Source organism: Porphyrobacter sp. MBR-49 (genome assembly GCF_053628655.1).
Window position 1 is genome coordinate 178052 of sequence record NZ_JBRJGU010000002.1, and the last position, 13349, is coordinate 191400.

At 61.8% G+C, this 13349-nt stretch carries 9 protein-coding genes; 4 read left to right on the forward strand and 5 right to left on the reverse strand.

From position 1 onward, the window contains the following. Positions 1-56: 56 nt before the first annotated feature. Together ACSSV3_RS03070 and ACSSV3_RS03075 are read right to left on the reverse strand one after the other, a co-directional pair. The gene (locus ACSSV3_RS03070) at positions 57-1598 is read right to left on the reverse strand and encodes an acetyl-CoA acetyltransferase (protein WP_354323645.1); all 1542 of its coding nucleotides are present in this window, start codon (positions 1596-1598) and stop codon (positions 57-59) included. After that, on the reverse strand, positions 1582-2850 hold the full coding sequence (locus ACSSV3_RS03075; RefSeq protein ID WP_354323647.1) for an acetyl-CoA C-acetyltransferase: 1269 nt from the start codon (positions 2848-2850) through the stop codon (positions 1582-1584). Before ACSSV3_RS03075 ends, ACSSV3_RS03070 begins: the two co-directional genes overlap by 17 nt. 114 nt (positions 2851-2964) lie before the next feature. Here ACSSV3_RS03075 and ACSSV3_RS03080 point away from each other — a divergent pair, with 114 nt between their 5' ends. Further along, positions 2965-3738, forward strand: a complete 774-nt coding sequence (locus ACSSV3_RS03080; protein WP_354323649.1) for a crotonase/enoyl-CoA hydratase family protein — start codon at positions 2965-2967, stop codon at positions 3736-3738. Between the two features lie 160 nt (positions 3739-3898). Further along, the gene (locus ACSSV3_RS03085) at positions 3899-5062 is read left to right on the forward strand and encodes an acyl-CoA dehydrogenase family protein (RefSeq protein WP_354323650.1); all 1164 of its coding nucleotides are present in this window, start codon (positions 3899-3901) and stop codon (positions 5060-5062) included. 151 nt (positions 5063-5213) lie between these two features. On the opposite strand, the gene ACSSV3_RS03090 is transcribed toward ACSSV3_RS03085, so the two are convergent. Both ACSSV3_RS03090 and ACSSV3_RS03095 read right to left on the reverse strand, forming a co-directional pair. Further along, positions 5214-7766, reverse strand: coding sequence for a TonB-dependent receptor (locus ACSSV3_RS03090; protein ID WP_354323652.1), 2553 nt, complete (start codon positions 7764-7766; stop codon positions 5214-5216). Between the two features lie 206 nt (positions 7767-7972). Beyond that, complete coding sequence (locus tag ACSSV3_RS03095) at positions 7973-10000, reverse strand: TonB-dependent receptor (protein WP_354323653.1); 2028 nt, start codon at positions 9998-10000, stop codon at positions 7973-7975. A gap of 126 nt (positions 10001-10126) precedes the next feature. Here ACSSV3_RS03095 and ACSSV3_RS03100 point away from each other — a divergent pair, with 126 nt between their 5' ends. Together ACSSV3_RS03100 and ACSSV3_RS03105 are read left to right on the forward strand one after the other, a co-directional pair. Next, positions 10127-11635: a flavin-containing monooxygenase gene (locus tag ACSSV3_RS03100; RefSeq protein ID WP_354323654.1), complete on the forward strand. Its 1509-nt coding sequence runs from the start codon at positions 10127-10129 to the stop codon at positions 11633-11635. Between the two features lie 60 nt (positions 11636-11695). Continuing rightward, positions 11696-12457 carry a competence/damage-inducible protein A gene (locus ACSSV3_RS03105; RefSeq protein WP_354323655.1) on the forward strand — a complete coding sequence of 254 codons (762 nt, stop codon included), beginning with the start codon at positions 11696-11698 and terminating at the stop codon, positions 12455-12457. Positions 12458-12655: 198 nt separating this feature from the next. Here the strand turns inward: ACSSV3_RS03105 and rplA are convergent, their stop codons facing one another. Then, positions 12656-13348, reverse strand: coding sequence for a 50S ribosomal protein L1 (rplA, locus tag ACSSV3_RS03110; protein ID WP_354323657.1), 693 nt, complete (start codon positions 13346-13348; stop codon positions 12656-12658). Position 13349: the final 1 nt, after the last annotated feature.

Here is a 13349-nt window from a genome sequence, read left to right on the forward strand (position 1 = left end):
GTTTCAATTGAAACCAAATACCCGAAGGCAGCGATTCGCGCAAGGGTGGGTATGCGCTAAGCGATCCGCCCGATGCTGCGCCCGTGCTCATCGCGAACCACCGCCAGTCGCGCTCCGAACGGCGCGCCGCCTTCGAATGCCGCAGCGGTTGCGGGGTCGGTCAGATCAGCATTGCCGCACACCCGTTCGCCTGCCGGATTGCGCCCGATGAATATCGCCGCATCGCCCTTGGGGGAGCGGTTGATGGTGTAGGTTTCCACCGTCGCGCTATCGAACGGCGCGGCGGAGGCGGGGACGGCATTGGCCGCCTTGGGCAGTTTGGCAAAGCGGTCACCCACAGACCAATCGGCGGGCGTGGTCGAGTAGATGCCAGTGGCATATTTGCTCATCCACCCGCCATTCGCTCCCACCAGCGCGAAAGCCCCCCGGTCGGCGCGCACCCGCTGCACGGCTTCGACGATGGCGTGGGCGGAATAATTGTTCCCCGCCCCGCCAAAGAACGGCAGGCCCCCGGTCAGCGTCAATCCGCGCGGATCGTCGGCGGACAGGCCGAAATGGTCGCATTGGTTGAACACGGGGATGGCGAAGCACGAATAGAAATCGATATAGGCGATGTCATCCATGCCCTTCCCCGCCCGCGCCAATGCCGCTTCGACGCTGGAGATGGAGGCGGGGTTGGCGGACAAATCGGGCCGCTCGGACAGCTTCAACTCGGTCGCAGCAGTGACCGCGTGGATATGCACCCACTTGGCTTCGGGCACGCCCAGCGCGCGGGCCAGCCCGGCGCTTGCGACAATGATCGCAGCGGCCTGATTCACCTGATCGCGCGCCACGGTCATACGCGGGTAAGGCTCAGCGACAATGCGGTTGCGCGCCGTCACCGTTGCCAATTCTTCCGCGCTGCGCTCCACCGGGGCGGCGGAGTGCGGGTTGGCGGCGGCCACGCGGGTAAAGGGCGCGAACAGCTTGCCGATTTCCAGCCGGTATTCCTCCAGCCCCATGCCCAGCTTCGCCCGCCGCGCATTTTCCGCCAGCGCATAGAGCGGGATTGCCCCGCTCGCGCCATGGGCGAACAGCGCGGGCTCCAGCAGCTCCTCGACCCCGAAGCCCTGATCCTCGAACGCGCCACCGATGGCTTCCGACCAGTCGGGTGCCTCACCCTTGGCGGTCAGCGCCAGCACGGTCGAGATCGCCTCCGATCCCACGATCACCGCGCATTGGCTGTCCCCCGCCGCGATCGCTGCGGCAAATTCGCCCACCAATTGCTGATTGGTCTGCCCGCCGGTGGGGGTGAGGATCGCGCGCGCCGGGTTGGCACCCACGCGCTTCGCCAGCGCGCGCGGCACATTATCCGCCGCACCGAACGGCGGTTTGCGATCCGGGCGCGACATTTCAAACGCGCGGATCGCGGCCAGCGTGTCGATGGCATCGGCCACAGACCCTGTCGCGCCGCTGTCCGCAATCGCCGCAGCCAGCGCCCGTCCGCCAAGGTCCATGTAGGAGAGGGCGGCGTAACCGGGTTCGCCAACCCTCTCCGAATATTGACCGACCCCGATGATGACCGGGGTGTTGTCAGCGATGTTAGTCGACAAAACCATCGACCCGTTCAACGATGATCGCCGGGGCCATGCCGCCCGCCGCGCACATCGTCACCAGGCCATAACGCCCGCCGCGCGCTTCCAATTCATCGACGATGGTGCCGATCAGGATCGACCCCGTCGCGCCAATCGGATGGCCCAGCGCGATTGATCCGCCGTTGACGTTGACCTTGTCCCAATCCAGCCCCAGATCGCGCACGAACTTGGCGGCGACCACCGCGAAAGCTTCGTTGATTTCGAACAGGTCGATATCGTCCACCGTGAGGCCCGCCTTCGCCAGCACCTTTTTGGCGGCAGGCACCGGCGCATTCAGCATCAGCGTGGGATCATCGCCCATATTGGCGGTGGCAACGATGCGCGCGCGCGGTTTCAGCCCGTGCTTTTGCGCGTAGTCCTTGCTGGTAATCAGCACCGCCGCCGCGCCGTCAACCACGCCGGACGAATTGCCCGCGTGGTGGAAATGCTGAATGTCGAGGTCAGGATATTTCTGGTTGATCAGCTTGCGAAATGTCGTGCCCTTCTCGTCCAGCGGCACATCGGCAATCTTGGGAAAGGCCGGTTCCAGCTTGGCCAGATCGTCCATCGTCGTCTGCGGACGCGGGTATTCATCGTGGTCGAGCAGCACGGTGCCATCATCCGCCACCACCGGCACCAGCGATTTGGCGAATCGGCCCGCCGCCATCGCTTCGGCGGCGCGTTGCTGCGAACGGTAGCCGACCGCGTCCAGATCGGCGCGGGTGAAGCCTTCCATGCTGGCAATCGCATCGCCGCAAATGCCCTGATGCGATTGCGGATGCACCGCCTGCAGGCGTTCGTTATAGCTGCCCATCATCGGCGGTTTCAGCCCGGCGCGCATTTTCTCCTGAGACATGGCCGAGGTAAGGCTCATCATCTCGGTTCCGCCAGCGACGATGCAATCTTCCATCCCGCTCATCACCTGCGCCGATGCCAGCGCGACGCTGGTAATCCCGCCGCCGCAGAACCGGTCTAGCGTGGTGCCCGATGAGGTAATGTCATAGCCCGCGTCAAGCGATGCCATGCGGCCCAGATCGCCCGCCTGCATCCCGTCCTGCGTCGAAACCGACCAGATCACGTCATCAACCGTACTGGTGTCGAGGTGGTTGCGCTCCGCAATCGCCTTCATCACCGTGGCGGCGAGATGCTGCGGATGCTGCGCCGCCAGCGCGCCCTTCCCCTGCTTGCCGATCCCGCGCGGGGTGCGCACTGCGTCGATGATATATGCTTCAGCCATGGTGATCCTCTCCGATATAACGAAATTGCGGTTGACGTGTTGGTAAACCGCCTCCACCACTTGCACAAGAATTGAGTTTCAATTCGCAATGCTAAAATCAATAGGGAGACAGCCGTGAGCGAGAATACCCCACCCGAAGTGCTGACCGAGGTTGAAGACGGCATCCTGATCGTCACCATCAACCGTCCCGAAGCCAAGAATGCGATGACCAAGGCGGCGGCCGAAGGAATCGCGGCGGCGATGGATCGGCTGGACGCCGAGGATGATCTGCGCGTCGGCATCATCACCGGCGCGGGCGGGACATTCTGTTCGGGCATGGATCTCAAAGGCTTCCTGCGCGGCGAAACCCCCAGCGTCGAAGGGCGCGGGTTTGGCGGCGTGGTGCAGGCCCCGCCCGCCAAGCCGCTGATCGCGGCGGTCGAAGGCTATGCATTGGCAGGTGGGCTGGAACTGATGATCGCGTGCGATCTGGTGGTCGCCAATGCCAACGCCAAATTCGGTATTCCCGAAGTGAAGCGCGGACTGGTGGCCGCTGCTGGCGGCGTGATGATGCTGCCCGATCAGATCCCCGAACGCATCGCGATGGAACTGGCGCTGACCGGCGATTTCATCGGGGCAGAGCGCGCCTATCAAATCGGCCTGATCAACGAAGTCACCGAAGGTTCGGCGCTGGACGGCGCAAAGGCGCTGGCCGCGAAAATCGCGGCCAATGGCCCGCTGGCGGTGAAGGTATCCAAACAGGTGATGAAGCAATCGCGCGGCTGGGCTATGGAAGATCGCTACGCCAAGCAGGGGCAATTGATCGGGCCGGTTTTCGTCAGCCATGATGCGCGCGAAGGCGCGGCGGCCTTCGCCGAAAAGCGCAAACCCAACTGGACGGGGAAATAAGCAACGGTTTCGCCCCACGGCGGGTAATCCTGCTTGGCCCGGTCGCCCCAGACCCTGCCTAGACCCGCCTTAGACCGCGCTAGCCCAATGTTTCACGCGAAACATTTTTGGCGGCTTGGGTAAGCGAACCGACAGTATTTGGGATCATAAGGAGAAAGAAATGCCCGTCATCAACGTGCCGCAACCGGCCTTCATGGAAGAAGAAGAAATCGCCATTTTCGCTGATGCCGTCGGCAAATTCTATCAGCAGCACGCCCCGCAAAAGCGCGTCCAGCAATGGCGTGACGATGGTATGGTGGAACGCGAATTCTGGCGCGAAGCCGGGGCAGCAGGCCTGCTCGGCGTGAGTGTCCCGACCGAATATGGCGGCCACGGCGGCGATTTCCGGCATGATCTGGTGGTGATCGATCAGCAGGCCAAACACGACGTTGATGGGTTCGCCGCCAGCCTGCACAATACGATCATCCTGCCCTATCTGGTGCGCCACGGCACCGAAGAACAGAAGCTGAAATACCTGCCCAAGCTGGTCAGCGGCGAATTGGTCAGCGCGATTGCGATGACCGAGCCGGGGGTGGGCAGCGACCTTCAGGCGATCACCACCACCGCCCTGCGCGATGGCAATGGCTACCGCATCAACGGGGCCAAGACCTATATCTCCAATGGGCAAACCGCCGATTTCATCGTGGTCGTCGCCAAGACCAACCCGAACGAACGGGCCAAGGGCATCTCGCTGATGCTGCTGGAAACCGAAGGCGCCGAAGGGTTCCAGCGAGGCAAGAAACTCGACAAGATCGGGCTTGATGCAGCCGATACGTCGGAACTGTTCTTCGACAATGTCTTCGTGCCGGCCGAAAACGTGCTCGGCGGGGTCGAGGGCAAGGGCTTTTACCAGCTGATGGGCGAATTGCCGCAGGAACGTCTGGTGATCGCCATCGGCGCGGCCACGGGGATCGAAAAGGCGCTCGATACCACGGTCGAATATGTCAAATCGCGCAAGGCCTTCGGGCAGACGATCTGGGATTTCCAGAACACCCAGTTCGTGCTCGCCGATCTCAAGGCGCGCGGCACGGCGGCACGGGTGTTCGTCAATGATTGCATCGCCAAACTGCTCCGGGGCGAGCTCGATGTCGCCACCGCGTCGATGGCGAAATACTGGGTGACCGAACTGCAAGGCGAAGTCGTCGACAAGTGCCTGCAACTGCATGGCGGCGCGGGCTATATCAACGAATATCCGATCGCCAAGATGTACCGCGATGCCCGCATCACGCGCATTTTCGGCGGATCGAACGAAGTGATGAAGATGCTGATCGCGCGGAGTATGTAGTTTGTTTTGCGCTCCCGCGCAGGCGGGAGCCTCAGGCACGATCATGCTTCACCGGACTGAGAACCCCGTCTTCGCGGGGACTCACAGAACAACAAAAAAGGGCGGCTCGAACCATCGAGCCGCCCTTTTTTGTGGCCGAAGCCTGCGCGTCCTAGAACTTGGCGCGCAGCGTAACACCATACTGGCGCGGCGGCAGGACAAAGGCTGAACGTGAATTGGCCGCGCCGGTTCCGCGCAAGGTGGTGTTGAATGTCACCCCGCGCACCACTTCGTTGGTGAGGTTCGTGACCCAGCCCTCGATCGTGTACTGACCACCAGCAAAGCGCAGTCCGCCGCGCAGGTTCACGAAGGCTTTGCCATCCTGAATATCGGCGATGATCGGGTCGGCAGCATCGATCGCCTGCTGCAAACCGCCATTGGCCGCGATGGCGGCGGCATCGGGCAGGATGATCGCCTGGGTCGAGGTGCGCTGATCATCCTCCATCCGCACCTGGCCTGACAGGAACACTTCGGTCGAAGCATTGATTGGCTTTTCCCACAATGCGCCAATCAACGCGACGATTTGCGGCGCGTTGGTCAGATCATTGCCGCACAGCGCCACCACCTGAACCGATGTCTGCGTACCAGCGCAATCGTCGGGGTAGCTCGCCTCAAGGAAGGTCGCGCCAAAGTTGAAGGTCAGTTCGTCATTGGGCCGGAACAGCCCTTCGATTTCGACGCCCTTCGTTTCGGCCTTGGGCACGTTGAACGTTTCAAATGCGGTTCCGGTGAATTCGAGCACCTGGAAGTCCGTGAATTCTTCATAAAATGCCGCGACATTGACCGTCAGATCGCCATTGGCAGTCTGGCCTTTTAGCCCGATTTCGTAGGCATCAACCTCTTCCGAAAGGAAGGTTGGATCGGCCCCGTCCACCGCTGCGGTGGTATCAAGGTTGATCCCACCCGCCTTATAACCATGCGTGAAGCTGGCATAGGTATTGATCGACGGGCTGAATTCATAGCCCAGTTTGACGGTGTAAATCAGTTCTTCGTCGTTGAAGTTTTCCTGGAAGGTACGCGGCAGCGGCAAGACGGCCGCCTGCGGCAGATCAGCCGGAGCGGTGAAGCCGAAACAGCCAAGACCGATAAAGGCAGGTTGCAAAGCGCCCGGAACCCCGCCCAGCGCACCCAGAACCGCCGGGCAGATCTGGTTGTTGACCGCTGTCTGGGTAAAGCCGCCCTCCTTGTCTTCCCACGAATAACGCGCACCGACAGTCAGCTCGAGCCCGTCAGTGATCTCGAACGAATTATGCGTGAAGATGGCGTAGCTCTTGGCATCCTGTTGGAACCGGTTGGTGTTGGTGGTGCCTGCCGGATCAACCCCGGTGAACACCGACAGCGGGTTGGGGCCAAGCGCACCGCCGGTCGGCACGAACAGCAGCGCACCGACATTCTCGCCAAAGTCCTGTCCCAGCGAAAAGCTGACCGACTGGTCAAGCTGTTCGTCCGAATAGAAGCCGCCGACCATGTAGTTGAGCTTGCCGCCAAAGGCTTCGCCTTGAAGCCGCAGTTCAGCAGTCCAGGTTTCGATATCGAGATTGAGCGCATCGACGTTGAAGATATCAAGCCCGCTGAAATCCGAATCGTAGTTTTCGAAGCTTTCGAATTTGCGGTAGGAGCCGATGAAGATCAGATCGGCATTGTCCGACACCGGAAATTCCAGTTCGCCGGTCACGCCGTAATTGTCGATATCTGCAATCGGGGCAAAATTGGCCGAGACGACGCGGTTGTTGAGCGCCTGCTCAAACGCCCCCTGATCGCGCGGCGTGGTCGATACCGAAGGCTGGCCATTGCCGCCATTCGCGCCAAGCCCGACCGCGGCAAACGCCCCGCCGGTCACCAATGGTGACTGAAACAGTTCAATCGCGCCGCAGCAGCTTGATGTGCTATTGGAAAAATCGGCGATGATGCGTCCACGCAACCCGCTATCGGTATCCCATCCGATCTGGCCGCGCACCAACCACTGATCGACATCATTGGTATCGCCAATGTCGTTCCCGTTGCGATCAGCGACCGTCAGAAACCCGTCACGCTCACGAAAGGCGCCGGTCAGGCGAACGGCCACCGTGTCTCTGACGATCGGAACGTTGATGGCACCTTGCACGCTGATCTCGTCAAAATTGCCGTAGCCAGCATTCACGAAGCCGCCGAATTCGGTAACGTCCGGACGGACATTGGTGACGTTGAGCGCGCCGGCCGAAGTGTTGCGGCCGAACAGGGTGCCTTGCGGCCCACGGAGGACTTCGACCCGCTCGACATCGACAAATTCGTTGAGCGCGACGCCCGGGCGGGACTGATACGCACCATCGACAAAGATGCCGACAGCGCTTTCGAAGCCGATATTGTTCGATGTGGTCCCGATCCCGCGCACCCGCAGCACGACCGAGCCTGACGCCAACTGCGCTTGTGAACTGGTGAAGCTTGGTGCGAGCGCCGAGATCTGCCGGATATCGCTCACGCCCTGATTTTCCAGCTGCTGCGGCGAAATCGCGGTCACCGCCAGTGGAATGTCCTGCACGTCCTGCGCGCGGCGGGTGGCGGTCACGATGATGACGTTGCCTTCCCGCACGGCCGGAGCGTCTTCGGCCGCATCCTGAGCAAAGGCGGGGGTGGTAAGTGAACTGCAGGCCATCAGGCCGCCAGCAAAGGCTGCAAACTTGCGCATCAGTGTCTCCCTCTCTCCACCCCAGCCGGTCTTTGCGCCGATATTGGGGTTGTGAGATGAAACCTATCAGGCCTCCGCGCGCTCACAAGCGGCGCAGACAAACTTCTGATTAATAGTAGCAAAAATGCAACATAATGTGTTGCGGCGCACCATAATTGCAATATAGAATTCGCAAACGCAACAATGATGCGTTGCCGCAAGCAAGGTCAGAAGCCGTAGCGTAAACCCAGCCACACGGTGCGCGGCGCGCCCAGATCGATCGATCCGCCCTGATTGCGGGTGATGATTGTCTCGTCCGTTAAATTTTCAGCCCGCACCACCATTGAAAGCTTTCCGGCGAGCGGCGCAGTGAGAAATGCGTCCAGCGTGGTGGCCGGTGCCAGCCGATCGGCCTCGCGATCATCCTCGAATTGAGCAGCAACGTGACGCAGGGTTCCCGCCACCCGCCAACCGGGCGCAGGCTGCCAGCCAAACGTGACCGACGCGGCGAATTCGGGGGTTTGCGCCGGACGGTTCCCGTCAAGATCAAGCGAAGCGCCTTCGCCCCGCACCTCGGCGTCGGTCCAGGCCAGCGAACCATCGATAGTGACCGCGCCGAATTTGGCAGCAAGGCTCGCCTCAACCCCGCGCGCGGTGATCGCGGGCAGGTTTTCGCGGCGGCGCAGGTTGGGGGCGATGGTCACATTGGCGATGGCGTTTTCAACCTCGTTATCGAACGCGGTGAGTGACAGAACGATTTGATTGATCGGCTGCCAGTCCAGCCCCACCTCGAACCCTTCAAGCCGTTCATTCTCCAGCGCGGCATTGGCCTCAGTCACCACCGGAAACACCACAAACGGGCGGTAGAGTTCATTCAAGGTCGGCAGGCGCAGTCCGGTATAGGCGGCGGCACGGATATCCAGCCGCCGGGTGGCATAGAACAACGCGCCCGCGCGCCAGCTTACCGCCCAGTCCGACCGGTCAGGTGCGCTGATTATATTGACCGGCACCCCGGCATGATCGACCGCGCGGAAAAATCCGCCGGTAATGCTGGTGCGATCCGCGCGCAGCCCGCCGTTGACCAGCAGCGGGCCGATCTGCCAGTCATCCTCGACAAACAGCCCGAGATTGGCAGTCGCCCCGCCCGCGCGGCGGCGTTCGGTGAAAAGCCCGGTAAAGGCGCTGATCGCGTCTTCCTGCAATTCCCCATCGGCGCGGCGGTAATCGGCACCGATGCGGATATCGTGCGCTTCGGCCAGCGGCGGGCGCAGTTCGAACTTGCCGCCCACCCCGGTTGATGGCGTGGCGCGCTGATCGAGTGCCGGGGTAAAGCGGGTCGAACTGATCACCACATTGGTAAAATCGCGCGCCTGAACATAGGCGAGTGCATCGAATTGCCACGCCCCGCGCCCAACGATACGCAGGCTGGCCTCCTGCCCTTCGCTGGTCGAATCTGCGCCGTCAAAACGCAAGGTGCGGTTATCGCGGAATGCCGCGACGCGGGCTTGCAGTTCGACATCTGAGGTCAGCGGGGCGACCGCCCGCAGGGCCGCGTTCCAGCTATCAAACCCGGCGCGCGCAGTGGCGGGGACGCGCTGATCATCGGGCGTGGTAAAGAACCCCTGCCCGCGATCCCAGCGCCCGCTGGCAACCGCGAACCCGCGCCCCAATCGCTGGGTCAGCACGCCGCTGAGTTCGCTTTCGGCGCGGCTGTTGATCGCTGCGCTGGCGAGCAATGGCGCGCTCTCTCCGGGTGCGGCGCTTTCCAGCTCGATCGTGCCCGCCAGTGCGCCAGCACCAAACGGCCCCGACCCGCCGCCGCGCGTCACCCGCACGGTGCCCAAGGTTTCAGGGGCGATGGCGGACAACGGGATAAAGCCGAAGAACGGATCGGCAATCGGCACCCCGTCCAGCAGCACCAGCGCGCGGCTGGTGGCATTGCCGCCCAACGCGCGCAGCGTCACGCCTTGGGCGCTCGGGTTGGATGAACGGCTGTCCGAACGGCGAAACTGCTGGAATCCCGCCACGCCGCGCAGCACATCCTCGATCCGGCCCGACGGACTGGCGATAATCACATCGCGTTCCAGCGTGGTGGTGGCGTAGATGCTGGTCGACAGTGCCGGATCAAGCCCGCGCCCGGTAACGATGATTTCGGGCCGAGGTTCCACGTTCAGAACCTCATCATCCTGCGCGGCAAGCGGCACGGCCAAGGCAAGAACGGTCAGGGGGCCCGACAGACGTAGCAACATTCTCATGCCTGCGCGCCTAGCGGTTCGGCCTGCCCGCGTCACCCAAAAGTCAGTTGCAGAATGCCATTCAAGACTCGCTTTTGCGCAAAGCCTGTGGTTACATCAGTGTCAACAAGGGAGAGAGGGCCTGTCATGCTTGCAACACCACCAGATTTCGACGTGCTGATCGTTGGTGCCGGGATTTCCGGGATCGGCATGGCCGCGCATATGGAATCAAAGGCCCCGCATCACACCTACGCCATCGTCGACCGGCGCGATAATCTGGGCGGCACGTGGGATCTGTTCCGCTATCCCGGCATCCGTTCGGATAGCGATATGCACACGCTGGGCTTCGATTTCGAACCGTGGCGGCATGAAAAATCGATCGCCGATGCGCCAGCGATCCTCGATTACCTCGACCATATCGTCGATGAGCGCGGCATCCGCCAGCATATGCGTCTCGGCCACAAGGTGATCAGTGCCGATTTCCGCCACGACGAAGCGCGCTGGCATGTCGAGATTGAACTGACCGACGGATCGCGCACCCGCATGACCGCTAATTTCCTGTATCTCGGATCAGGCTATTACGATTATGACGAGCCTTACGATCCGGGCTTCGATTTCGGCGAATTTGAAGGTCAGGTGATCCACCCGCAATTCTGGCCCGAAGACCTCGATTACGCGGGCAAACGCGTGGTGGTGATCGGATCGGGCGCAACTGCGGTGACAATCGTGCCATCAATGGCGAAAGATGCCGCGCACGTCACCATGCTGCAACGCACGCCGACGTGGATGTTCTCCCGCCCGGCAAAGGATGCGATCGCCAATTTCCTACGCAAGATTCTACCCGAAAACCTCGCCTACCGAATCACCCGTTTCAAGAACATCCGGATGCAGGATTATGCGTTCAAGATGGCGCGCGACAAGCCGCAGAAGGTGAAAGACGCGCTCTACACAAAGATCGAAGAAGCGCTCGGCCCGGATTACGACAAGGCCAGCTTCACCCCGCCGTATAATCCGTGGGAACAGCGGCTTTGTCTGGTGCCCGATCAGGATCTTTTCGATGCGATGAATGCGGGCAAGGCCAGCGTCGTCACCGGCCATATCGCCAGTTTCGAAAAGGGCGGTGTGCGGCTGACCGATGGGCAGTTCCTGCCCGCCGATATCGTGGTGACGGCAACCGGGCTGAAACTGGCGGTGGCGGGCAAGATCGCGATTTCTGTCGATGGCGAAGCGGTCGAATTCAACCAGCGGTTCTATTACAAGGGCTGCATGTTCTCGAACCTGCCCAACCTTGCGGTGGTGTTCGGATATTTGAACGCCAGCTGGACTTTGCGCGCAGATATCAATTCCGATTTTGTCTGCCGGGTGCTGGAACATATGCGCAAGACCGGCGCGACTATCGCCGTCCCGGCGCTCACCCCCGAAGGCGAAGTCGCGATTGTCGAAGATGACGTGTTCGATTTTTCAAGCGGATATATCCAGCGCGGCAAACACATCATGCCGCGCAATTCGGTGTCCTATCCGTGGCGGCTCAATCAGGAATATCTGCTGGATCGCAAGCGGATGAAGCGCGATCCGCTGACCGATGGCATCCTGACCTTCACGCGAGCGGGAGCGAATGCTCAATCGGCTGGCGAGCAGCTTGAGGCAGCGGAATAAGTCAGGGGAGATGGCGACGAATCTCTTTTGATTGTTGTCATTCTCCCCTAATCTTTGGCCATGACCTCTCCTGAAAAAATCTGGACCGCCGGACTTGTCGTTATCGGTGATGAAATCCTTTCCGGCCGCACGCATGACAAGAACATCGCGCAGGTGGCCAGCTGGCTCCAGGTGCAGGGCATCCGCTTGGCCGAAGTGCGGGTGGTGCCGGATGTCGAAAGCCGGATCGTGGCCGCAGTGAACGATCTTCGCGCCGCCTATGATTACCTGTTCACCACCGGCGGCATTGGCCCGACGCATGATGACATCACCGTCGATGCGGTCGCCGCCGCATTGGGCGTGCCGGTGGTGGTTCACCCCGAAGCGCGCGCGCTGCTCGAACGTTATTATGAAACCCGCGGCGGGCTTAATGAAGGTCGGCTGCGCATGGCGCGCGTGCCTGAGGGTTCCGACTTGATCCCCAACCGCATGTCCGGCGCGCCCGGCATCCGGCGCGGCAACCTGTTCCTGATGGCGGGCGTGCCGCATATCACGGCGGGAATGCTCGACGCGCTGACGGGCGAGCTGGAAGGCGGCGCGCCGCTGCTCACCGAAACCATCGGCTGCTGGATTGCCGAAAGCGAAGTCGCCGACCTGTTGCGCCGCACCGAAGCCGCGCACGAGGCCTGCCAGATCGGATCCTACCCGTTTTTCCGTGAAGGCCGGGTGGGTGCCAATTTCGTGGTGCGATCAACCAGCGCAGACGCTCTCAAGACCTGCTGCGACAGCCTGATCGAAGGGCTGACGGCGGGCGGTTACGCTTGCACCCCCGGCGGAATCTGACGCGCAGGCCTGATCCAAAGGGTTGATACGGGAAACAAAGGGGCCGGAAGCACACAGCCCCCGACCCCATTATTGTTAGGCGATTGCCGCCCAACGAGCCCACAGGGCTCGCAAGGCCGACCGGCTGCCCGCAGCGATGCGACCGTCAGGTCGCGTGAGCGAGGAAACGAAGCCGCTGGTGCGGCTTCGCCCCACAAATTACGCCCCTTCGACTTCCGAAAGGTCAACCTTGAGGCCCGGGCCCATGCTCGAGGTCACGGTGACCTTGCGCACATATTTGCCCTTGGCACCCGAAGGCTTGGACTTCACCACCGCTTCGGTCAGCGCCTTGAAGTTGGCCTTCAGCGCGTCGTCGGAGAAGCTCAGCTTGCCGATGCCCGAATGGATGATGCCCTGCTTTTCGACGCGGTATTCGACCTGGCCGCCCTTGGCGTCCTTGACCGCCTGCGCGACGTTGGGGGTGACGGTGCCCAGCTTGGGGTTCGGCATCAGCCCCTTGGGGCCGAGCGTCTTGCCCAGACGGCCAACCACCGCCATCATGTCGGGCGAAGCGATCACGCGGTCGTAATCGAGGTTGCCCGCCAGCATATCTTCCATCAGGTCTTCAGCGCCGACCTTGTCAGCACCAGCCGCCAGCGCCTTTTCGGCGTTGTCGCCGCGCGCGAACACGGCCACCTTCACGTCCTTGCCGGTGCCCGAAGGCAGCGACACCATGCCGCGCACCATCTGATCGGCGTGACGCGGATCAACTCCGAGGTTCATGGCGACTTCAACGGTTTCGTCGAACTTGGTCTTGTACTGGCGCAGCACGCTCAGTGCTTCGTCAACGCTGTAAAGCTTTTCGCGGTCGAGCGAGGCCAGCACTTTGGCTTTTTTGGAAATCTTGGTCATC

What these genes read in the sequence shown, in the direction of transcription:
- rplA (WP_354323657.1), bottom strand. Translation starts at nt 13,348, where the DNA reads ATGACCAAGATTTCCAAAAAAGCCAAAGTGCTGGCCTCGCTCGACCGC.
- ACSSV3_RS03085 (WP_354323650.1), top strand. Translation starts at nt 3,899, where the DNA reads ATGCCCGTCATCAACGTGCCGCAACCGGCCTTCATGGAAGAAGAAGAA.
- ACSSV3_RS03070 (WP_354323645.1), bottom strand. Translation starts at nt 1,598, where the DNA reads ATGGTTTTGTCGACTAACATCGCTGACAACACCCCGGTCATCATCGGG.
- ACSSV3_RS03095 (WP_354323653.1), bottom strand. Translation starts at nt 10,000, where the DNA reads ATGAGAATGTTGCTACGTCTGTCGGGCCCCCTGACCGTTCTTGCCTTG.
- ACSSV3_RS03105 (WP_354323655.1), top strand. Translation starts at nt 11,696, where the DNA reads ATGACCTCTCCTGAAAAAATCTGGACCGCCGGACTTGTCGTTATCGGT.
- ACSSV3_RS03100 (WP_354323654.1), top strand. Translation starts at nt 10,127, where the DNA reads ATGCTTGCAACACCACCAGATTTCGACGTGCTGATCGTTGGTGCCGGG.
- ACSSV3_RS03075 (WP_354323647.1), bottom strand. Translation starts at nt 2,850, where the DNA reads ATGGCTGAAGCATATATCATCGACGCAGTGCGCACCCCGCGCGGGATC.
- ACSSV3_RS03090 (WP_354323652.1), bottom strand. Translation starts at nt 7,766, where the DNA reads ATGCGCAAGTTTGCAGCCTTTGCTGGCGGCCTGATGGCCTGCAGTTCA.